Origin of the sequence: Paenibacillus sp. GP183 (genome assembly GCF_900104695.1) — a bacterium.
Taxonomy (GTDB): domain Bacteria; phylum Bacillota; class Bacilli; order Paenibacillales; family NBRC-103111; genus Paenibacillus_AI.
Genome location: NZ_FNSW01000001.1, coordinates 2813641 through 2836603 on the forward strand (window position 1 = coordinate 2813641; position 22963 = coordinate 2836603).

A 22963-nucleotide genomic window follows, 5' to 3' on the forward strand; every position below is an offset into this window, starting at 1 on the left:
CATTCCTCACAAAGAAGCAGCATATGGTATGTAGCTCTTTTCCCTTTTATTGATAAATAAAGTGTTAGCAGGAACATTCCCCTTCACAACGCTTCCGGCTGCAATAACAGCATTATCTCCAATGAAAGTATCCCTTAATATCACTGCATTTGAACCAATCCATACATTTTCCCCAATGACTACCTCTCCTTTGACGAGATGGCCTTTGTCCGCATTTTTGTAATTATGATCATGATCATTGATGCATACATTCGGGGCTATCTTAGTATTTCTACCAATCGAAATCCGGGATGCACAATTAATCGTGCAATTATCGTTAATGAATACTTTGTCAGCGATTTGCAGCTCTCCATCATCGTCGACTCTGATGCTTACATTTTTCCTTATAAAAACAAATTTCCCGATCTCGATTTTTGCGTGTTTACTGAAAACCTCTATTCTGCTGTTCGCCTGGAGAGAAAAAATCGAGGATTTAATGCTCTTAAAATAAAGCAGCTTATTCAGGAAACCTCTTAAAATACCTATTGCATGTGAAATATTCATAACCGCTGTATAATAACTTCCCCTGCTGCGACATTCTGAGATTAGTGTTGTAACGATCTTTTTTAGAATGTTCATTTTAAAAACCCTCTTAATCTGGCAATATTATGGCCGCCTATAACCTTTGCGAGTATTAGCTTGATATGGCTCTTTATTCTAGCTGTGCTCGGTAACCAGCTCTTATAGAAATGGTGCATCGTATAGGTGTGCTCCGTTATAAATTTCCTGCTGTTGATATAGTCATAAGGGGAGAAATAAGTTTGCGGATAGAATGTTCCCAATCCATCGATTTCCTGATATTCACCATTGGACCGGATTCCCATGTTTTCTAAAATTCGAGTTATAATAGCAACATTGGTTAAATAATCTAAGCTTCCATCTTCACGTGAAAAATTCTTATGTTGATAAGAATCCAGAAAAATAAGGATCAGGATGTTTCCCTTCTCCGATCCAATGGTGCTTGTCGCAATGTAATTTTCCTGTTCAAATCCCCAGAAGGACTCGTGGTGCAATAAATCATCGAATCGCTTGAATACTTCTACATCGGTATCCAGGTAAATTCCACCCATATAATATAAAGCATGCACTCGGACATAGTCACTGACAAAGGCAAATTTTCCGGCAGCGTATGCTTGTTTGACATATGAATTACTGTTTATATCAAAATTCTTTTCATTCCACTCCATGAATTCATACCCGGATAAGTGTTTTTCCCAGCTGGCTAAACATTGCTTTACGATGGCAGGCTTTTCTTTCCCTCCAAACCAACAGTAATGAATAATCTTTGGGATTTTATTAGGGGGATGCTGTGTAATCATTTTGAATTCTCCCTTCAAGAGATCGCAATCAGAAATTCTCTATAAAGAACACCTATTCAAAAAAAGAAAGGTGTTTCCACCTGTTAGCATCAAACATTAGCTGTTAACGCACTCCCTTCCCTTATAGTAGTTCTTTATAGTGAACATGTCAACACAAAATTCAGGCAATCATATTCGGATCGTGGATCTGGCTTCCTAATAAATTCGAGAACACCCCACCCCTTTCACCAGCGAGTTGGGTAAACCCTCCATTTTGAACAATTACTCCCTGGTCTAAAACAATAACTTGGTCAGCATTGCGTATAGTAGATAAACGATGCGCAATAACAATTATCGTTATCTTGCCTTTTAATTGAGTAAGCGCCTCTTGAATTTTGGTTTCATTCTCTGTGTCTAATGCACTTGTTGCTTCATCCAGAACCAGAATAGAGGGGTTTCGCAGCATGGCCCGTGCTAAAACAATTCGCTGGCGTTCTCCACCTGAAAGCCTTACTCCCCTGTCACCTAGAAGTGTATCAAGCCCTTTGGGCAGCCTTTTTACAAAATCAGCTGCTGCAGCAAATTGAAGTGTCTCCCACAGTTGATCTTCAGTTGCGTTTGGTTCAATCAACATCAAGTTCTCTCTTATGCTTCCATTAAATAATAGCGGATCCTGCGGTACATAGCCGATGGATTTCCTCAATGAAAGTAGATTATCACTTGTCAGGGAGACTTCATCTATCAACACTTGCCCGCTTTCCGGCTGCAGAAGACCCATGAGGATATCAATCAAGGTACTTTTACCGGCACCAGAGCGGCCAACGATCGCTGTCATGTGCTTGGAACGAATTCGTAAATTAATATCATGGAGCGCATGGACCAATTCGTTTCGATTATACCGGTAACACACATTTCGACATTCAATACCATGCTCAATTTGGATGGGCCTCACATTCGTAAAGTCGTGAGTCTCATTCTTTAATTCCCTTGATTCAAAACATTCTTTTTGTAAGTCCATCAATGACTTAAATGCGGGTATAGCCGCGGCGATTTGCTCTAAATTGGACTGAATCCCTGCAAAACGCGGCCATAGCCTGGAAAATATAAGAATAACGAGCAACAATTGCTCTCCTTGAGCATGTAAAAGGAAGAAGGATAAATAAATAAAAATTGCAATAATCAGGGAAGACATGATTTTATAATAAAGCTGTGATTTCGTTCCTACCCAAGCGTGTTCGTACCTTTCCAGTCCTATCTTTTGGCACCAGTCCTGCAGCCAATGAATGCGCGACTTTTCCAGCATGTTACTTTTTATATCTTTAATGCCATTAAAATGATCCGTAATGCCTCCGATATAACTGCGTGATAGTTCAGATGTTTGATTTCCCAGCTTTTTTGATCTTTTAACAAAGGTATGGGAAAAAAGCAAAATGGCCAAACCGCAGCCTACAACAACGAGGGTCATCTTTGGGGATAACCAAAAAGCGATACCCACTTGGATTAAGGTAAACACAAAAGAAGCCAGGAACTGCAAAAAGACATAGGTCCCATACGTAACTCGTCCCAGTTCCTCGGTCATCGAATTGATGAGGTCCGATTTTCTTTTTTTGATAAAAAAATCCCAGTTAGCTAGTAATAAAGCGCGATAAGTCTCTAATCTTACATGATTAATAAATCCGGTATGAATCCTTACATCTCGAAGACTTAGATTCTGTTGTATAAGACTTTGACCTACAATTAGTAAGATAAATATTCCTAAAATAAGAATGAGGCTCACCGACTTCGGAAATTCTTTCAAGGGTTCAAAAACTCTCAAATAAGAGCCAATTCCAGCATTTATATTCATAATTCCGATTATATTGAGCAAAGGGATTAATAAGAAGAATCCTATCCCGTTAAGAAGACTGATGAACATCATACCAAAAAGATTTACATATAGGATTTTACCGGCGAAGGAATGCATTTGTTTGGTGAAGTATAGGATATGTACCATTGTATTCCTCCTAAGTTAAAGCAAACTTTTTTGTTTTTCTCCAGACCCATAAGATGGGGCGCAATGGAAAATAAAGGAAGTGCAAACGTTTAGGCAGAATCAAGGTTTCAGCATCCTCCGGATAAGGATAAAAGAAACTCATTATGAATAACATTTTGTTCTCATATGACATCAATGAAAATAAATGACGCTTATGATATTTTGAGACATCTTCTGGTACATGAATTGAATGCAGATTTACCATTTGATGAATATAAAAAAGTGCATCTTGGGCTAAACGCCTAGCATGCTTTCCTCCGGTTATCGTTTTCATTTCTGACGTTAACGGAGTAAGTAAGAGCTGTGAAGCTAAAATAATTGCTTGCGCCCCTATATGAAGGTGTTTAAATTTCTTAAGTAGAAGGGAATAATTTTCAAAATTAATACTTTGTTTTAAAGCTTGATCAATATCGGCTAACCAGCGTAGTCGTGACCAGCCGTGACGGGCGCCATGAGAAACCAGAAAGAAAAATAAATCTTCTCTCCCCAAATAATAGACAGGACTACTGGTAATCGTGGCAACCCTCTTTCTTTCCCACAATTCATTAAAACCGGGCTCTTTCCCGGGACCAGGACCTAATCTCCAATGAATTTCGAGTGTAACCCTCTTTTCGTAGTGGAAAAAGGTAACATGATGATGCCTCCATTTCCAGTCATTCAATATGGTTGAGGGATACTCGACTTTTACATAACCCAACCTTCCAAGCAGCTCCTCTGCATGGTCCAAATCATATATGGGTATCAAGATGTCTAAATCACGGGAGGTTCGAAGGGAAATGTCTCCATAAAGATCGGCAGCGAGAACTGGTCCTTTCAGGATCAGACAACGGATGTTGGGCTCGCTGAACAGCTTGCATAGATTTTCCATTTCTGCACTTAACTGAAGCATTTGAAAGGTGTTTTTTTGATAATCGATTCGCAAGGTTTGAATAACATAATTTGGAATCCAAGTTTCATCTATGTTCCGGAGTTTTTTGTAAATAACTGGATAAACTCGATGATGACTCACAAGCGTAAGAAAGTAGTCCCAATCGATTTCGTCTACCCATTGTTTAATGTGTGAAGGCAAGCTTTCCCCTTTTTCCATTTTCATGATTGAAAGTAATAGTGTTAATTCTTTAGGAAAGTGCGACACATCCAATCGGAAGTCGTTATCCATTATTATCTCCTTCATTTCCTTAATCGGTACTATATTTTGCAAATTTGCCAACAACCGAGAATCGTTCCATACCTTCCGCTCCCGTAATATAGTACGGACCGCTGCGAAGCCAGGCATGAGCAATCATTTTTCCCGATTCATCCCTGGCCGTTCCCAAGTAAAGCGTACTTTCGATCTGACGCTTTTCAAGCATTTTTAGAGCTGCTATAGCCTTAACCAGACATTTACTTTCCCAGAATGTATGTTGACTAATAATCTGAATGGCTTGATGTACCTTAATCAATTCCGTTTTCTTCCTAGCATGTACCGCATTTGTCGTTTCTTCCATTTGAGCACCCAAAGAAGGCGCAATTTTTGAAAATGGCAACGAAATGAGTATGCGCGCCCATCCCAGATAAATAAAAGTCTCTGCAAATAAAAACATCGTTTCCTTATCTAATGAAATAAACTTTCTTGCTTTATTTAGAATGGCCATGATCTTCTCCGGATTCAATTAAACCTTCCCTTGATAATCGCTCTATAAAGGAAATTACTTGCTCCTCGCATTCACTTTGATCTACTTCATATTCAGACATTAAAGTCGTGACAACTTGCGCCACCTGGATTGGACTTTCCATCAACTCCCATATTCTTCCCCCGATTTTACCTAAGTTGTAGTACTTTCCATTATGTACGCTCAGCATCACTTTTTCTCCACCCATATCGCTTACGATGTTCCCTTTACCTTGAATCTTATAATCTTGCAGCGAAATCGTTTGATTATTGATCATGATCTATTCCCTCCATATTCAATGTTTCCAATATGACTGATACTAATTGAGGAGCCGAAAAGCTGGAAACCGGTCTGCGTAATTGGAACAGATCAATCTGCCTTACAATACTCGCAGAGATATTAAAGTGCCAGTCCGTTAACCCTAAATGAGGGATAAATAAATTACGATAGGTATGGCAGAAAAGGGTATGGAATCGTTCAAGTTTTTCGATTCTACGAATTTCTATCTCTTGATTCTCTGTTTTCATTAGCTCAAACACGCCTGCAAGGGGTACCGGGTCCGTAAAGTATTTGGAGATAACCGGGATATAATATTTGTTTTCTCTGCCATAAATAGAGCGGTATTGACTCTTCTCCATGCCAAAGTTATCTAAACTATCCTGCCATAGCTTTTGCTGAGGATAAGATGGAGTAACCATTGGAATATGGTCACTCTCCGAGAGTGATATAGCTATCACATCATCACTTAGAAGTTGAAAACCTTGATTTAGGAACGCTGATGCCAGGGTAGACTTGCCTGCACCTGATTCTCCTATAATCGCATATGCCTTTCCATGAATAATGACTGCACTGCCATGCAGCGGAAATATTCTTCTCTGCATCAATAAGGCACCCATACATGTTCCGAGAATAAGCAATCGAATCTCGTCCTCATCTGCTTCTTTCATTGGTGAAACTGTTATCGTATTTCCATCTCGGATCGAAAACGTTGCGATTTTGGGAAGATGAAACATAACTAAATTTTCTTTAACTACAAATTTATTGGGGTTATCAGATAGCTCAAAAAAAGTTCCGGTTATATCTTCTTTAATTAATATTTCAATATCTATACCTTCCATATCATGACTTATTTTTGTTAATTCGGGTAAATTAATTTCACTTAATATTGTTAAACCAAAGGCTTTGTATCCTAATTTTTTCTCAACTTCTATCATTATTGTCACTCCAATATATATCTGTGGTTATGTAAAGGCCCTTATACGCTTGTTGATGTATAAGGGCCTTTAACAGTATAAACCCTAAAAAACTAGCCATCTACAAGGTTCTATATGTATGTTTTCCAAGTAGACTCACGACTGAGTAAACTCAATCTTAGCTATAAGTCAACAATGATGTAGGAGTTTTCGATGGATAAGAATGATCAAGGTGATCTCCAACTTGCGGATCAAGCATTGTCATATTGACATCAAGCACCTCTAATAGTGGTTTCTCCCATGTTTTTTTCATATTATCACCTCCTTTCAAGCAAATTTTTTCATAAATCTATACACAATTAGACTACGCATTAAAATTCTATAATCAGGATCAGTGGCATGCTCGGGTCGTGCTCCTTCTCGCTTTGCCTTTACCAGGGCCGTCTTTAGCACATCTCCATCCATAAATTCTAATACTCTTTGATCTGAGCTAAGCTGCTGAACTTCATCTATAAATGCATCCCAATATGGCGTCATCCGATGAAGCCAATCAGCACCTTGAACTCCAAAATAATGTTGATTCAACCTAACTTTATCAGGTAAATAATTTTCGGTGGATCTTCGAATAAGAGCCCGACTAAGGCCATTTTGAACATATTGTTCTTCCGGTACAGATAAACAAAAACGGATCACACGGATATCATTGGTTGGATCGCGCTGCCATATCGAATAATGTAATGATAATTTCGTTGTCAGTGTATTGGTAGCATTCCAATGAAAAACATCTTCATAATGCCTGATTCTTTGTTCATATATATTGGTTGTGGAAAACCATCCTGTTTGGCCTAACCCATTTTCTTTAAGCTTATTAAAAACGCCAGTCCTCTTTGCAAATTTCGGGTTAATTAACGTGGGAAAGGTATAGGGTAATTCTGTTGGAAAAATCCGTTCAATGAATGGAAATGCAACTCTTGTAACAACTGGCAACCTCCGTAATCTGGCGCCTCCCACCTTTTGGCTGTATTGATGCATTTCCTGGATGAGGCGAATCCATTTCATTTTCTTTAAAAGCATAGCGTAATGGTCTAAAGCTGATCCCCAAGATATACTCAGGTTTCCTCTCGCACCACTTAACAATACTCCGATTCCTTGCTCCTGGGCCTTTTCGAATATTCCTTTTATCCAGAAAGAGTTTTCAAAGAACTTGTAGGACATCTCCAGCATTTCCAGCATGCTATCGATTTCCGAAAAGGAATTTTTTCCCTCAAAATCCAAATAGTGATCTTTGATTCCTCCTACATACTGCACGGTTGATTGAATAAAAGGTGTTTCATCAGGCATTACATGTTTAGCTGTGTAATCTTTAAAATCATTTGAAGGGATATAACTGTAAGTATGTAACTGTTTGTTTTCCTTGTTTAGGGCTTTTGCAGCAAAGCTAACAACTGAGCCGGAATCTAACCCCCCGCTCAAGTGAGCCCCTATCCCACGAAAAGTGCGCAAACGTGATTTTACAGCTTTTTGAAAGACCTCTTGAAAAGCTTCTACGTATTCCTCATTAGACTTTAGTTTTAACCGATCTCCAGAAGTTAGCTTACAATACCTCGTCAGCGTAATATCATCTCCAATTACCGAAATGCTATGAGCTGGAGGTACTTGTTTGATATGTGTATAAGGTGTTATTGTAGCATCTACGGTATCAACCACAGAAGATATAGCCAAATATTCAGCAAGCCATTGTTCATTAAGCTCTTTTTGCATATAAGGTAATGATAATAGAGGTTCTATGACTGTACAAAATGAAAAGTTCCGTTGACTGCGATTGAAATATAGAGTTCGGCCTCCTGAAAAGTCCCTGGCTCCAAAAAGTTGTTGCTTCCTCTCGTTCCAAATCATGAAGGCAAAATCACCTACCAAATACTTTGGAACATCTTCCTCCCACTTGTGGTAGGCCAGTAAAATTAACTCACTATCTGGCATCCCTGCTCTTCGGTCTCGCTCTATTTGTAATCTCTGAAATAATTCGTCACGATTATCAATGATCGCGTCAGCTGTAATTGCCAACCTTCTTACATGATCATAATAAGGAAGCTGTTCCCCAATCGACTCGGGTGTGATCCATTGTGCATGGCAGCCTAAGAAGATTTTCTCCTGGTGCCATGTTTGAACATCATTGGCGGGATATTTCTGCAAGGCCGTCATCATTATTTCGCCATGCTCTATATTTACATGATCTTGATTTAAATTCATTATTCCTGCTATGGCGCTCATTGTGTCCTCCTTTGCTCATATGTTCTTTTTAAAGAATTAGATTAAGGATGTTACGTTCTTTATAAAGAACATTCTAAGAGTATCATGATCTATATATACTGTCAATCGTTTTCCCAATTTTTTAATCTAGCCCTGTCAATTCGTGGATCATATAACACTTGTATCAAAGAGACGATCAACGAGCTCTCCCTTTTTCTGAAATCCCTCCCGATTTAAGCTGCGATACAGTCCATTCTCCAGAATTAAATCATCATGGCGTCCTGTTTGGACAATTTTCCCTTTGTCCATGACAATGATGGAATCAGCCTGCTGAACGGTCGATAATCGATGGGCAATGATAAGAGTTGTGCGCCCAGCCATCAATCTGTGCAGGGCTTCCTTTACTAGATGCTCTGTCTCATTGTCCAAAGCGGAGGTAGCCTCATCCAGCAGGAGGATCGGTGCATTTTTTAATACTGCGCGGGCAATAGCGATACGTTGTTTTTGTCCGCCGGATAATCTTACCCCTCGTTCTCCAATTTCAGTGTCATAACCATGCGGAAGAGATTCAATGAACTGATGAATGTTGGCAGCCCTTGCAGCTTGAATCATTTCCATTTCCGTAATGCCCTCTCGAGCTAATATGAGGTTTTCCCTGATCTTACTGCCAAAAAGAAAAGTTTCCTGAGGGACATGAGCAAAATAACTCCTTAGTTCGGAAGGCGAGAAATGTTCAATGGATTTATCATCTATGAGAATTGTGCCCGACTGAGGTTTGTAAAGACCCAGGAGCAGATTAAACAAACTCGTTTTCCCCGCCCCGCTGAGGCCAACTATGGCAACAGTCTTACCGGCAGGGAACTGTACATTTAAATGATCAAAAACGTTATTGCTCCCATTGTAACTAAACGTGATGTCCCGGAATTGAATAGACTTAACCATAGTTCTGAAGGGGATAGCTTCAGGTAAATCCGTAGATTCTATGGGCTGCTCCATTATTTTTATCAAACGTTCCGTAGCCGCAGCCGACCTTTGAAAACCCGCCCATTGTCCGGCAAGCTCTGTTAGCGGATAGACCAAATGATTAACCAGGTTAATAAAAGTTAGTAATGCGCCCACAGATAGAATACTTATGGAGACATAGTAAGAGCCCAAGCAAAGGCTTACCAGAAAAGTTATTAAAGAAACAGCCTTACCTCCTGCACGAAACCATCCTCGGAGTTTGGCATTACTTAATTCTAAAAAGTAAAGCTCTTGATTTTTATCGGTGTATTTGGAGAATATCGATTTTTCCAGGAGGAATGAACGAATAACATACAAACCATGAAATGTTTCATTGAGCAAAGTACTGATATTTCCTATCAGGCTATGAATCAATCTGCCGTTGTTACGGAGTAATAATCCGAAGATTACACCAAATAGCATAGCAATCGGGGCGACTAGTACGCATATAAGTGCTAATTTCCAACTAATCTTCATCAAATATATTAAAACGGCCAAATAGATTAAGGGGAGTCTTAGAAGGTTAATCAGGCTTCTGCCGATAACACCGTCAATACTATGAATGTCATTGGAAAAGTGTGCCATGAGCTCACCGGAATGGTGGTTGGAAATATTCTTTCCCGGTAAAAGCAATATATGCTTAAATAATTGGGCGGAAAAATCCCTCTTCACAGCAGTTGTTGCGATGGTTTGTAAAACTGTATTCAAATAAGTCGAAGAAATATTAAGGATAACAAAGACAGCACCTATTGGAATTAACCATTTCATGCGAGTGAAGTTACTTTGAATAGCAGCGTCTGTCAAGTTTCCAAAAAACCATGAAAATGCCAATGTTTGAGCGATATCTACGAATAACAGGAAAAAGAGGCTTGCATACACCTTCCAGTGCTGCAGCATGTATGGAGTGATTAAACTGTAGGTTCTCTGAATGTCTTTGAAAGTCAAGTATTCTCTAACAGCAAATAGGTACCTTCGAATTAATCCAGTCATACGGCATGTTCAACCAGTCCCTGTTCTATCAATTCGCTCAGAAAGGCTTCGATATCCTGCTCAACCGATTCCTCGACGAATTCATATTCCATACGAATAGCTTGAACAATGGAATCAATAGATTGGACTTCACCAAGCAATGACCAACAAAATCCACCTACTTCATTCAGTTTGATTACGGTAAAAGCATCCGTATTTAAGATAATGCATTCCAAATCCAGCTGCACAGCTTCATAATCATTCTTTCGAATGTACGCCGTCATGATGAGATCAGCTCCCAAAACGTATTATTTTTTTGAAAATGAAGCTCGTAAATAGGAACGGTGTTTACTAGGTTCTGTAGTAACCCTAGTGTTTTCTTTGTTTCTTCAGAGCCGTGAGACCAATAAAAAACTTTATCTATTAAATGAAGAAATCCATTTGACTTGCTGAGCGAGACTCTCTTATTGTGAATGGCTTGATGTAAAATATAAATACTTCCTAACGGTCCGCTTGACTCAGCACCTACTGATCCTTCAAGTTCACTTCGAAAAGGAGAATTAAAGACAGTTATCTGATCAGGGGTGATTTTTACAACTGTAGCTTCATCTGAAAGAAGCTCCCGAGGGGACGATAACTTGGCGGCGGTAGATTTTCCAGCTCCTGAATGGCCTGCAAACATATACGCTCTCCCTTTATCGATCACGCAAGAGGAATGCACTAAAAGACCCCACTGATGGTAGACCAGGTAGGAGCTGTATACATTCATCATTGCATGCTTTAGAGCCAATTCATCGTGTACGGAAACTTTGGCTCGTCGATAATCCAAATCAGCCTCAATCAAATAATCAGCCCTTTGAAAGGAAATGGTATCCGCTTCTTTTGTTATCTCAACGTTATAATCAACAAAGGGAATCCCATACCCCTCTGTAAGATGAATGAGGAGATCAGGTCCAGCTTTTGCCCAGTCTGCAGCCGAGAAGTTTGCTCGAATCCAATTAACAAATGTATTTGAATAACAAACAAATCCAATCACATGTTCGCCAATTTTAGTATAAATAGGTTCCATTATGCATCCCTTCAAGGCATTTTTGAAGTTTGAGGCCAATGGCAATGTACCATTGACCCATCTGAGAAAAATTGCTTAATCATGGAACTTTATGTTTCCCGCCAATTCCGTCAATTTCTGTATCCGAGTGATCATCTTCGCCATTGCCTTTGTTACAGCTTTGGGTCGTTTCAAATCGAATCGGCTGATGACTTACTACCATGGGGCGAGAGTACATTTTTGGTTCGTGATCCACTACTTTTTCCATTTTCTTTTTTCCTCCTTTTCATTCAAACCGCTCTTCCATATGTTGTCAGTGTTCATTATAACGAACAATGCATTTGTTGTAAATAACGATTATGAACTTTCGTGATAGCATTCACTTCAGTGTCTGGATCAGTCGTTTGGCTTCTCCGAACGGTGTATCGATCGATTCATAAACGCGAAGTGAAAGCGAAAACTCTTGTCGATCCAAGCTGAATGAGAATGCCTGGGTACCGCTTACCAGCCGATTATCACCGGTGAACGAGAAAGCTTTGGTGCCCATTATTTTGCCTTTGGAATCCACAACTTCGACCTTCAGTTTAGAAAAGCTTTGATCAACCACCGCTTCTTCTTGGAGGGAGATATCCAAATCGAGAATCACATTATACGTATAATTGCCTTGCATGTAATTGTATCCCAGCTTCCAATTATTCAGGTTCACACGAAACGGATAGAAAGCATTTGTTTTCTCGCTGGTTTCTTCACGAACTTGCGTCTTGAAGGCTGCGATCGATACGTTAATGGGGGCGAATGTCTCACCGTCCAAAATTTCCATAGCCAAGGATGAGCCTGTTTCCGTATTAGGGAGAATAAAAGAATAATAAAGTATATAGCTAACATTCGGAATCAGAGTTTCGACATCTGTATGCTGAATAGTCCCTGTAAATTTGGAGCCGCTGCTGTTCATGAGCACTGCCTGAAATCGGGGAACCGGCAGCGGGTTATTACTGCGGTTCTGCAGCTTGAACTTGGCGACAGCTGCTTTAAAGCCGCCTCCCGAACTTTCATGCATACGCAAATCGACCATGGAAATGTCGACTCCGGGTTGAATCAGCTTGTTTAATGGATCAAACCGGATCGGTTTATTCCATTCATAAGGCATCAATTGGTTCAAGTAGCTGAGGGTGCTGCTTCCGCTTGGCAGGTTGATCGTCAACCGTCCAATGGAGAATTTTGTTTTCGTTTTATCATCAGCCGTAAATTCTTCCTGGGAAACAATGTTGAGGCTTTTTAGCTCGGACATATTTCCAATAGGGATTGAAAAGTAAAGATATCTTTGTTCTCCCGGCTTGAGTGCATCAGTCTCCTGATCCAATCTTTTCCCGATGTATACTTTTTTGCTGGTTTTACCGTCGAAATGAAAATCAGGAATCAATTGATCCGAATTGCTTTTGTTTCTCGCAAGTAAACCGACAATCGTCGAAACCCCCTGCGGTGTAGTTTGCTGTACCAAGCTGACAGGCAAAAATTCAATGGAAGCAGACAAAATCGGGAGGGTAAAGAGTTCTGCCCATTTTTTATTTGCCGCTGGATCCGCCAGAACTCCATTCTGGCCCTTCCACTCCATGGAAGAAACAGGGATGGTCAGGATCTGCTTTTCCTGCTTCGGATACACATATTCATCCACCTCATGCCATGAAATCTCAGACAAAGAGAACGTATCAAAGCGGTCCACCATGATCATATAGCTGAGTTCAACCGTTGCTTTAGGCTGAATGTTTTTGGCGTTTGCTGCGCTTGGACGCAGAATATATATCATGCCTTCCTCGCTCTTGACCCTAATCTCATAATCCGGAACCCGATCCAACCGCGCTCCTTCGTTATAAAGACGAATAACTGCCGCCAATCGGGTTCCTTCTGCCGTTTGCTCGTTGAGTATGCTTTTCACTTCGACTTTGATCGAATCCGTCAAATGATAGCCAATTGCCCCGGGAGAGAGTGCGCCTGCCTCTTCAGCTATCGCATGGAAAGTTGCAGAGGGGAGGATGAGCAAAGCGGCTGATAAAATGAGGATGATGAGCGATTTTTTCCAGTTAGTTTTCATTTTCAGTCACTCCAATCTTTTCCTTATCTTTTAATTGATTGGGGCTTGATACGACAACGCGCTCTCCTTCTTTGACGCCGGAAATCACCTCTTGAAAAGGCTCATTCAGCCGGCCCAGCTGTACTTTGCGCTTCTCGACTGAATCACCTGCGAGCACGAATACATAGGCATCTTCGCCCTCCTTTACAATGCTGTAAGAAGGAACAGTCAAACCAATTTGATCTTTCTCATCCGTTAATTGGATCATTACTTTCATACCCGGCTTCAGGGCTACGTCCTTATTAGGGACTTCCAGATTTACTTCATAGGCATTCGTCTTAGGATCGATAACCTTGGAGAGGTAACTAATGCTTCCCTTGTATTTTTGTGTTGTTCCCGGCAAGTAATAGGTTAATTCCTTTTTGTCTTTTAATCGATTCGTTTCTTCTAAGGTAAGCTGCGCTTTGATTTTAATGGGATCCAGCTTCAGAATGACACCGATATTTGCCCCCATCTTCAAGGACATCCCGGTCTCAAGCGGCATCTCTGTCAACAAACCGCTTACCGGAGCCTTTACATCAAGGTTGGTTATGGCTTGTTCAGCCTGCTGCAGCGAGAATTGTGCATTTTTCAGCTGTGCTTCCATTTCTGTTCCGGAATCTGCAAGCTCTAGCCCGTTTAACCTTTGCTTTAGCTGATCAAGCTCTATTCGGGTATTCATCATTTGACTCTCTGTTTGATAGAGCTGATTTTTCGTAACCAAACCGATATCGTAATCATTTCTCATTTTATTGTAATTTCTTAACAAGTCCGTTAGTCCCTGCTCCGTTTTCTGAATGGAGTTACTTAGCTCCAGCCTTTGTTTTTCCAGGTCTTTTTTAGCTCCTTGCTTGGTCTTTTGAATAGTATCTTGGAGAGTACGGACGGCAATTGCCGCCATTTCTTTCTGAAATTTGGTTTCGTTGGAATTCAGTTTGATAATCACTTCATCGGCCTGTACCAAATCCCCGCGTTTCTTGAGAATTTGCCCAACATCTCCGCCCACTTTCGCTATGAGGTCATATTGAAAAGAGGATTGCACCTCAGCGGCACGCTCAGTCGGATCTCCAACTTTTTGCATAATGACCTTGGATACCTTAATGTTTTTCAGTGTATTTGCCTGCGTCGAAACAGCATTTTGAGTTACAGGAGCAATATCACACCCGGCCATGATCGTGAAGCAAAGCGCGAGCACGCCAACTATACTCTGTAAACTTCGATGCGATTTGAGTCTTTTTTTTCTCATTGGATATAAACCTCTCTCCTTAAACCAATTTGTCCTGCTATGGTTAAAAATAAGACTCCGCATCCCGGTTATTCATTCGATTCAAAACGACTCCAATCAGCTTGGATTTAGTGAGTATAAGCTCCTCTTTAACCCTCTTTGCTGTATTCTGTTTCACTTTCCCGTGTCTCACAACCAGAAGGACACCATCACATTTGGCCGCTATAATCTTGGCATCCGTCAGCAGTAAAATGGAAGGAGCATCTATAATGATCAACTCGTAATCCCGTTTCAATTCGGTCAGAAGTGAGCTGAGCACTTTCGATGCCAGCAGATCCGCCGGATTCGGCAATATAGGTCCTGATGTAATGATGGACAGGTTATCCAGGTAAGCGTCCCGAATAATCTCTCTCGCTGAACTCTGACCTGTAAGAAAATTCGTTAATCCTTTTGTATTGTCCATACCGAAAGAAAGATGGATAGATGGATTTCTGAGATCAGCGTCAAGCAAGAGCACTTTTCTTCCGGTTTGCGCAGACGCAACTGCTAAATTTAATGCCGTTGTCGTTTTCCCTTCACCCCGGCCTGCTGAAGTAATCGTGATCGTCTTGAGATCATGATCCTGAACGGATTCGAGATTAAATCTTAATGAACGAAAGGCTTCGGAAATAGGAGAGTCGGGATTTTGGATCATAATGCCAGAATTAGTGTATGGTTTTGACATACGGCACCTCCTCTGTTTTTTTTCTGATTTTAACCCTTTTGTCAGCTCGTAATTTTTTTTGTTTCATTAAAGGGATAACTGCTAGAGTCGTTATTTCAAAGGCAGAATGAATATCTTCATCAGTCTTGATCGTATCGTCCAAAGCATCCAACAAGAAAATGATACCGATCGCTACGATCAAGGACGCCGTAAAACTTAACATGATGTTTGAATTGGATTTTTTATTCACCGGTATTGGATGATCCTGGACTTTTGCCCGATTTAAGATCGTTACATTATCAACCTTCATGATCTTGGGGATTTCTACTTGAAAAACGTCCAAAACTGCGTTGACAATTTTCACTGCCTTTTCTTGGGAAATGTTGGCTGCAGTGATGGTCATCACTTGCGAATCATTGACATTGGAAACATTAATGATATTGATGAGCTGATCGGCGGATAAATTTAAATCCGGATAACGCTGTACGACTTTATCCATGATAGCCGGAGTTTTGATGATTTCTTTAAAAGTAGCCATGATTGCGGGCGTAACGCCGCTGCCCCCATTATCGATTTGCGCCTTACCCATTAGGTCTTGGTCAACGGTTTTATAAAAGATCAACTTGGTGGAAGCCTGGTAAACAGGTACATACTTGGACGTGCTGTACAACGCTGTGAGTGAAGTGCATACAAAGACGAAGGCTGCAATAAACCATACCCATCTCTTGATCAGCCTGAAATGCACTTTAAGATTAATCTCCATAATTCCCCTCCATTTGAACGCATCTCTTACTTTTCGCCAGAAAGCGACGAAGGTTATGATACTATTTGTATCGTAACTGCTAATCTTACTTTAAGATACTTTTTGTATCATGTCAACTTATTATTTAGTAAATTTTGATCCGATATGTATCTTATTGATCAAAAAAAAGGGAGCAGCCCAGGGGACCCTCCTACAAGCTTATCTTGCAGCCATCACGGGCGCTTTGCAAAGCACCGTATACCATCTTCATGCTTTTGATATTATCCGTTCCGTCCGTTTCCGGCTTGCGCTGCTGAGTCAATGCCGCAAACATTTCATCCAGCCCGCCTTGATGTCCTTCTCGCCCCTTCCAGTCCAGTTCGACTTCAATGCGCTGGTATTGATTCATAAACACATACTCCTGCGCGGGAATCACTGTTTCATAAAAGGGCGCGTTTGTTCCGTTCCAGACGGCGGTGCCTTTGCTTCCGGCAATTCTCCACTCTGCCTCCCAAGAAGTAGGTACGCCTTCCGCACACCACATGCCCCTATAGTTAAATACAGACCCGTCTGCCAATTCAAAGATGCATATTGCTGCTGCATTCCCCTCATACCATGAACCAGCCGGGTTAAATTCATGGCAGCAGACAGTTACCGCATCCTGTCCGGTTATAAAACGAGCCTGATCGAACGTGTGGATCGCCATATCGAGAATCAGCGGGCTCTGCATGGCATCGCGAAATCCGCCGAAATGGGCGCCGATGAAGAAATCGGCTGTAATCAATCCGGGCTGCCCGATGCTGCCGGAGGTAAGAATATCGCGATAGGCGCGGATATTTTTCAGATATCGGCGGTTTTGCATGATCGCGTGCGTGCGGCCATACCTGCGAGCCGTTTCCACCAGCTGCAGCGACTCCTCGATGGAGACAGCCATCGGCTTCTCACCGAATACGTTGCAGCCCAGAGATAGGGCAGTTGTTGTAAGGGTAAAGTGACTCTCAGGAATGGTCACATCAAATACAAGATTTGCCCCGCTCGAGGTGATGGCTTCCCCGATTTCGGTGTAAAGACCGCAAGTCAATCCATATCGCCCAGCCATCTCCTGCGCACTTTGTATTCGAATATCGACGAGACCGACAATCTCGCAATCCTCCCGACTCCTCGCGTACTCTACCCAGGTTCTTGCCATTACACCGCATCCGGCCACAACTATTCGAAATGTTTTCACGATCAGAGCCTCCCAAATGTATCCTTTGCCTATCATTATGATCAAAACTCTATCTGCGCACAAGCAGATTACATTCATAGAGCATATAGTAGATAGAGCTTATGTCAAAGCAAAACTCAAGCTTATGCTTACGAAGTCAGTTTTGCAAAAGCAAAACTTTAAGGAGGTAATCCCATTGAAACTTTATCCTGTAAACATAGACTGGATCCCTGGACTGCCGCAAAGACCATATCGCGCAGGAGTCGGTCTGTATGAAGGTGTAGTGATGCATCAAACTGCCGTCCCGGGAGATACGGCAGCAAGTGAACGAGCCTATGAAGCACAACATTTTAACGAAGCTTTTGTTCATGAATTCATTGACCCCACCCAGATACTTCAAGTAGCGAACCCAGCTTATTTGGCTTATGGAGCCGGAAAATTTGCCAATCAAAGATTCGTCCATTTGGAGCTGTGCAGTGCCAAAACAAAGGAGCAATTTGAGCTATCCTTCGATATGTGGTGCGAGCGGGCTGCGGTTCACTTGGCTGCTCGCAAGCTCGGTGTCAGCAACGCACAGCCGAACGGAACGGGCACGTTGTGGGGACATTTTCAGGTCACTCAATACCTGGGAGGCACCAATCACACAGATCCTGTTGATTATCTCTTACAATGGGGAAAAACATGGGACTCTGTTCTTGAACGAGTCTTGAAGCACTATGAATCCATCATGATTGGAGGCGTGTACACTATGAAAGCAGAAGATGCCAATAAACTGATAGCTATACTTTCTGCCATTTGGAGTCTATTGCCCAACACGGAATCCAAGGATGAAATTCACCGTTTGGCGAACGAGCTGCGGATTGCTTCTGGACAACCGACGCAGTAGCGTGGAAGCAGCGACAGGCTGAGCCGCATTACTGAGCAGCTGCCTGAACCGGTTCCCCTTTTTGCAGCTGATACATCTTGTAATACCGGCCTTGCAGAGCCATAAGCTCATCGTGATTGCCGCGCTCAACGATTTCGCCACGGTGCAGCACGATAATTTGATCCGCTTCGCGAATCGTAGAGAGCCTGTGCGCGATCACAAAGGTGGTGCGCCCTTCGCTGACAACCTTCAGCGCCCTTTGGATCAGCCCCTCGGTTTCACTGTCGATGCTGGCGGTCGCTTCATCCAGGATCAAGATCGACGGATCGAACGCGAGCGCTCGAGCGAAGGAAATGAGCTGCCGCTGACCGGAAGAAAGCGTACTGCCCCGCTCCACCACCTGCTCATCATAGCCATGAGGCAGCTGTTCAATGAAGGGCGCTGCGCCGACGTCGCTCAATGCGCTTTTGACCCGATCCAGCGTGATCTCTTCATTATAGAGGCTCACGTTGAATTTAATGTCCCCGGCAAACAGGAACGGGTCCTGCAGAACAATCCCCATATGCTTGCGCAGCGCTTGCTTGGACATGTCGGCAAGATCACGTCCATCAATCGTGATCATCCCGCTGCTGGGCTCATAGAACCCGAGCAGCAGATTCATGATCGAGCTCTTGCCGGAGCCGGTATGGCCGACCAGCGCCACAGTTTCCCCTTTGCGAGCTTCAAAAGAAATCCGCTTCAGCACCTCTTCACCGTCTTTATAAGCGAAAGTGACATCGTCAAACTTCACAGCGCCTTCCGGACGGCTCACTTGGTCGGTGTTCTCTACTTCCTTGCCCTCGATATCCATAATCGCGAACACTTTATCTGCGGAAACAAACGCCCTCTGAGCATTCGTCAATTGGTCAAAAATCCCAATGACCGGCTGGAAGATACGGCCCAAATAATCGATAAAGGCATAAAACACACCAAATGAAATCGCCGTTTGCAGCGACTCCCTCCCAAAAAACCAAATGACCATAGCCGTCACCAAACTGCCGATCGTGGACACGATATTTCGCGATGACAAAGAGAATACCCTGAATTGCTTGAGCTGATTGACATAACGATCCTCGTTCATCACTTCAAACTCTTCAAGCGTCACTTTTTCCCGGCGAAAGGCTTGAATAATCGGCATAACCGCAATCGATTCGTTGATCATGGCGTTCATGTCGCTGAGACGGGCACGCATGATGCTGATATATATTTTGGAGTACTTTAAATGGATAATCATAATCAGCGCAAACACTGGCGGCAGCAGCAGGCAATACAGCGCCAACCGAGCATCCAATATGAACAGAGCTACAAAAATACCGCTGAGCTGCACCATACTCACGACAAATGTCGCCATAAAGCTCATGAACAAATCACGCACAGCTTCTGTGTCATTGGCAATTCTCGATACAACCTGGCCAATAGGGGTATTGTCAAAATAACGCAGCGGGATCCGTTGAATATGCGCCATCAAGTCCATCCGCATGTTCTTGATGATACGAAGCGCCGTGGACTGCAAAGTGTAGGATTGAAAAAAGTTGCAGACGCTCGCGGTAATTAAAAGTCCTAAATAAATGGCGATCAACCCGAGGACCGGTGCAAGTTCGTGCGAGCCCGATGGGGATAGATGCTGGTCTATAATGGTTTTGGCGATATAAGGGCCGCCCAGCTCGGCGCCAACCGCACAGCAAAGAATCAGCAGCGCGCCGATGATTCTGAATTTATAAACGAGTGCGTAGGCGAACAGCCTTTTCGTCGTGGATTGCTTTGGCATTAGATCTGTCCCTCCTATTCTTCCAAGCTGGCTTCCATCTGCTGGAGTTCCCACTGCTCTTTGTACCAGCCGCCGAACAGCATCAACTGCTCATGGGTGCCTTCTTCCATAATCCGTCCTTCATCCAGCACCAAAATCCAGTTCGCGTGGCTGACCGCCGAAAGACGGTGCGTCGAGATCATTGTCGTTTTGCCAGAGCGTTCCAAGCGGATATGATGCAAAATGCGGCTCTCCGTCCGGGCATCCACCGCGGACAAAGCGTCATCAAGCAGCAGGATTTCCGAGTTGATGAGCATCGCGCGAGCAATCGCTACGCGCTGCTTTTGGCCGCCCGACAGCATCACACCATTTTCGCCGATCATCGTTTCCAGACCTTCCGGCATTTGAGCAACATCCTGCGTGAACGAGGCCATTTCGACCGCACGCTCAATCTCTTCGATCGTTGCCTTCGGCTTCCCTAATGCGATGTTCTCGCGAATGGTTTTGGACAGCAGCAAATGCTCCTGCGGCACATAAGCCACCCAGCTTTTAACCTGTTCGATAGCGATCTGCTCTACCGCTGTATTAGAAAAGAAGAGCATCCCTCTTTCTATCGGATACTGCCGCAGCAGCTGCTTCAGCAGAGTGCTCTTCCCGCTTCCAGTTCGCCCAACAATACCTAGCGTCTGCCCTCGTTCCAATTGAAAGGAAACTCGATCCAGGCTGGGATGATTGGCAGAAGGATAGGTGAACGTTAACTCTTTCATCTCAATACGGGATGGCGTGTCCACCATGATCGGCTCCGCTGCATCCTTCAAGTCTGCTTTTTGGGAGAGGGCATTTTCCAAACGATCTGCCGATGCACTCCCCCGCTGCAGGACATTGATAAATTCACCGAAAGAAATCATCGGCCAGATCAGCATCCCCAAGTAAATGTTAAAAGAAATCAATTGCCCGAGTGTAATTTGATGTTGAAAAACCAGATAAGATCCGTAACCGATCCCAATCGAATAGCTTATCCCGACAATGAGGGAGATGAGCGGTTGAAAGAGAGCATTCAAAATCGATACCTGCTTGTTCTTGTTCATAACCTCAGAGGTCACATGGTCAAAAGCGGTAAGATCATGATTTTCCTGCACAAAGGAACGAATAACACGAATTCCGGAAATGGATTCCAGCGCATGATCATTCATTTTGCCAAAAGAAGCCTGGGCCGCCAGAAAGCGTGTCCTTACACTTTTACCCAGCTTATTGATGACAACAGCCAAAAAAGGCAGCGGGATGAGCGCCGCCAGCATTAATTTCAAGCTGATGAGCGAGATCATCGTTATGATCACGACCGAGGTCCCTACAACGGTGCTAACCAGGGTCATGACCCCATAACCCGCCGTTTGGCCGATAGCCAAAACGTCATTTGTCGCGAGAGCCATCAATTGTCCGGTTGTATTGCGTTGGAAAAAACCAGGCGTCATTTTCGTCAAATGGACGAGCAGCCGCCCCCTGAGCAGCTTTTCGATCAATGCCGAATTGCCGAACAAGTTGGTGATCCATACGAAAACCATTCCATACAAAAGAAAGGCAAGACCGACAAGCAGCAAGACCGTTTGGCTAAGACCCGCCGATGTCAGACTCCCGCTGCGGATTTGATCAATAGTGTTTCCAATCATTTTTGGAGGAATAGCAGAGAGCAAGCTCGCACAGGCCATTATGCTGACAGCAAGCGCATAGTGTCTCCATCGTTGTTTAAAAAACCACTGAAGTCTAATAACAAAAGTCATGTCCTCACTTCTTTCCCAGAAAAAGTAACCCTTTTCATCATCGTTGTTCCGACGGAAAAAAACAAGGTTAAATTTGTGTATAATGGAGAGTACTTTCTGACTTGAACACATGAAGGTTATCAGGTAGTATTAGGTTCAAAATAACTATCGAGGTGACCCTGTGGAAAAAAGAGCTTTCGGCCGCACCGGCGAGAAATTTCCGATTCTCAGCTTTGGCGCTCAGCGAATTGTGGACGATCATAAGTGTACGGAAGAAGAAGCGATTCGAATTGTCAATAGGGCTGTGGATGAGGGAATTACTTATTTCGATACGGCTCCCAGCTATTCGAACGGGCAATCCGAGGAGAGACTTGGCAAAGCTTTGCTGCTTCGCCGTAAAGCGGTCTGGCTCGCCACAAAAACGCATGATCGAACCCGAGATGGCTCGTTGAGGCTTTTCGAAGCCAGCTTGAAGCGGCTGCAAACTGATCATGTCAATGAATGGCGACTGCATAACATCATGACGATGGAAGAGCTGGACCAGGTCTTTGCCAAAGGCGGCGCTCTGGAAGCTTTGCAGGAAGCCAAGGAGCAAGGAATCGTCAAGCATATCAGCATCAGCGGACATACGAATCCATATGTACAACTGGAGGCTATTAAACGGTTTCCTTTCGACAGCGCATTGGTGGCTGTTTCAGCGGCTGATCATTTTATATACAGCTTTGCCCACGAATTTCTTCCCAGGGCAAACGAACAAGGAGTAGCTATAATCGGCATGAAGGTCATGGCTTTAGGCAAGCTTGCTCCCTGGTATGAAAAAGCCCTGCAATACACGTTTTCCCTGCCCATTTCAACAGCTATAGTCGGCATGGAATCCATGGAGCAGCTGGAGAAAAATCTGGCAATTGCCAGAAGCTTTCGTCCCATGTCGGAGACGGAGCAATTGGAGTTCCTTAAAGAAATCATGCATCTGGTGAAACCCGATGTGCTGCGCTGGAAAGCAAGCGACTGGATGTCCGGCGAATGGTATCAGCGTAAGTAATTGACATCAACACTAACACTGACAACAGGATGCAATACCTCTTAAT

Annotated in this window: 22 protein-coding genes; 2 read left to right on the forward strand and 20 right to left on the reverse strand. The window is 43.0% G+C overall.

Annotated features, from left to right (window positions below):
* Nucleotides 1-6 precede the first annotated feature (6 nt).
* The 18 genes from BLV33_RS13865 to BLV33_RS13940 form a co-directional block, all read right to left on the reverse strand.
* A complete protein-coding gene (locus tag BLV33_RS13865; protein ID WP_253187070.1) occupies nucleotides 7-618 on the reverse strand; it encodes an acyltransferase in 612 nt (203 codons plus the stop codon).
* Nucleotides 615-1358, reverse strand: coding sequence for a glycosyltransferase family 32 protein (locus tag BLV33_RS13870; RefSeq protein ID WP_090792515.1), 744 nt, complete (start codon nucleotides 1356-1358; stop codon nucleotides 615-617). Before BLV33_RS13870 ends, BLV33_RS13865 begins: the two co-directional genes overlap by 4 nt.
* A gap of 160 nt (nucleotides 1359-1518) precedes the next feature.
* The gene (locus BLV33_RS13875; protein WP_090792518.1) at nucleotides 1519-3330 is read right to left on the reverse strand and encodes an ABC transporter ATP-binding protein; all 1812 of its coding nucleotides are present in this window, start codon (nucleotides 3328-3330) and stop codon (nucleotides 1519-1521) included.
* A gap of 10 nt (nucleotides 3331-3340) precedes the next feature.
* Complete coding sequence (locus tag BLV33_RS13880) at nucleotides 3341-4528, reverse strand: nucleotidyltransferase domain-containing protein (RefSeq protein WP_090792522.1); 1188 nt, start codon at nucleotides 4526-4528, stop codon at nucleotides 3341-3343.
* A 19-nt stretch (nucleotides 4529-4547) separates the two neighbouring features.
* Nucleotides 4548-5003, reverse strand: coding sequence for a lasso peptide biosynthesis B2 protein (locus BLV33_RS13885; RefSeq protein ID WP_090792526.1), 456 nt, complete (start codon nucleotides 5001-5003; stop codon nucleotides 4548-4550).
* Entirely contained in the window at nucleotides 4987-5301 is a 315-nt protein-coding gene (locus BLV33_RS13890) for a lasso peptide biosynthesis PqqD family chaperone (protein ID WP_171909356.1), read from the reverse strand. Before BLV33_RS13890 ends, BLV33_RS13885 begins: the two co-directional genes overlap by 17 nt.
* Entirely contained in the window at nucleotides 5288-6235 is a 948-nt protein-coding gene (locus BLV33_RS13895; protein ID WP_090792532.1) for an aldolase, read from the reverse strand. The genes BLV33_RS13890 and BLV33_RS13895 overlap by 14 nt, the downstream gene beginning before the upstream one ends.
* 157 nt (nucleotides 6236-6392) lie before the next feature.
* Nucleotides 6393-6527 carry a paeninodin family lasso peptide gene (locus BLV33_RS28800; RefSeq protein WP_139305745.1) on the reverse strand — a complete coding sequence of 45 codons (135 nt, stop codon included), beginning with the start codon at nucleotides 6525-6527 and terminating at the stop codon, nucleotides 6393-6395.
* A gap of 14 nt (nucleotides 6528-6541) precedes the next feature.
* A complete protein-coding gene (locus tag BLV33_RS13900; protein WP_090792534.1) occupies nucleotides 6542-8485 on the reverse strand; it encodes a lasso peptide isopeptide bond-forming cyclase in 1944 nt (647 codons plus the stop codon).
* 147 nt (nucleotides 8486-8632) lie between these two features.
* On the reverse strand, nucleotides 8633-10456 hold the full coding sequence (locus BLV33_RS13905) for an ABC transporter ATP-binding protein (protein WP_090792539.1): 1824 nt from the start codon (nucleotides 10454-10456) through the stop codon (nucleotides 8633-8635).
* Nucleotides 10453-10719 carry a PqqD family protein gene (locus BLV33_RS13910; protein WP_090792542.1) on the reverse strand — a complete coding sequence of 89 codons (267 nt, stop codon included), beginning with the start codon at nucleotides 10717-10719 and terminating at the stop codon, nucleotides 10453-10455. Before BLV33_RS13910 ends, BLV33_RS13905 begins: the two co-directional genes overlap by 4 nt.
* Nucleotides 10716-11504 carry a hypothetical protein gene (locus BLV33_RS13915; protein WP_090792546.1) on the reverse strand — a complete coding sequence of 263 codons (789 nt, stop codon included), beginning with the start codon at nucleotides 11502-11504 and terminating at the stop codon, nucleotides 10716-10718. Before BLV33_RS13915 ends, BLV33_RS13910 begins: the two co-directional genes overlap by 4 nt.
* Before the next feature lie 79 nt (nucleotides 11505-11583).
* Nucleotides 11584-11751: a hypothetical protein gene (locus tag BLV33_RS29350; protein ID WP_171909148.1), complete on the reverse strand. Its 168-nt coding sequence runs from the start codon at nucleotides 11749-11751 to the stop codon at nucleotides 11584-11586.
* Between the two features lie 111 nt (nucleotides 11752-11862).
* Nucleotides 11863-13572 (reverse strand): hypothetical protein, encoded by a 1710-nt coding sequence (locus BLV33_RS13920; protein WP_090792548.1) that lies wholly within the window; start codon nucleotides 13570-13572, stop codon nucleotides 11863-11865.
* Nucleotides 13562-14836, reverse strand: coding sequence for an efflux RND transporter periplasmic adaptor subunit (locus tag BLV33_RS13925; RefSeq protein ID WP_171909149.1), 1275 nt, complete (start codon nucleotides 14834-14836; stop codon nucleotides 13562-13564). Before BLV33_RS13925 ends, BLV33_RS13920 begins: the two co-directional genes overlap by 11 nt.
* 43 nt (nucleotides 14837-14879) lie before the next feature.
* Nucleotides 14880-15539, reverse strand: coding sequence for a CpsD/CapB family tyrosine-protein kinase (locus tag BLV33_RS13930; protein WP_090792553.1), 660 nt, complete (start codon nucleotides 15537-15539; stop codon nucleotides 14880-14882).
* Complete coding sequence (locus BLV33_RS13935; RefSeq protein WP_090792555.1) at nucleotides 15520-16281, reverse strand: YveK family protein; 762 nt, start codon at nucleotides 16279-16281, stop codon at nucleotides 15520-15522. The genes BLV33_RS13930 and BLV33_RS13935 overlap by 20 nt, the downstream gene beginning before the upstream one ends.
* Nucleotides 16282-16471: 190 nt before the next feature.
* The gene (locus tag BLV33_RS13940; protein WP_090792558.1) at nucleotides 16472-17488 is read right to left on the reverse strand and encodes a Gfo/Idh/MocA family protein; all 1017 of its coding nucleotides are present in this window, start codon (nucleotides 17486-17488) and stop codon (nucleotides 16472-16474) included.
* 175 nt (nucleotides 17489-17663) lie between these two features.
* On the opposite strand from BLV33_RS13940, the gene BLV33_RS13945 reads away from it, so the two are divergent.
* On the forward strand, nucleotides 17664-18353 hold the full coding sequence (locus BLV33_RS13945; protein WP_171909151.1) for an N-acetylmuramoyl-L-alanine amidase: 690 nt from the start codon (nucleotides 17664-17666) through the stop codon (nucleotides 18351-18353).
* 28 nt (nucleotides 18354-18381) lie between these two features.
* Here BLV33_RS13945 and BLV33_RS13950 read toward each other — a convergent pair whose 3' ends face one another.
* The gene (locus BLV33_RS13950) at nucleotides 18382-20139 is read right to left on the reverse strand and encodes an ABC transporter ATP-binding protein (RefSeq protein ID WP_090792564.1); all 1758 of its coding nucleotides are present in this window, start codon (nucleotides 20137-20139) and stop codon (nucleotides 18382-18384) included.
* 14 nt (nucleotides 20140-20153) lie between these two features.
* Entirely contained in the window at nucleotides 20154-21896 is a 1743-nt protein-coding gene (locus BLV33_RS13955; RefSeq protein WP_090792566.1) for an ABC transporter ATP-binding protein, read from the reverse strand.
* A gap of 160 nt (nucleotides 21897-22056) precedes the next feature.
* On the opposite strand from BLV33_RS13955, the gene BLV33_RS13960 reads away from it, so the two are divergent.
* Nucleotides 22057-22917 (forward strand): aldo/keto reductase, encoded by an 861-nt coding sequence (locus BLV33_RS13960; protein WP_090792569.1) that lies wholly within the window; start codon nucleotides 22057-22059, stop codon nucleotides 22915-22917.
* The last annotated feature ends 46 nt before the right edge of the window (nucleotides 22918-22963 follow it).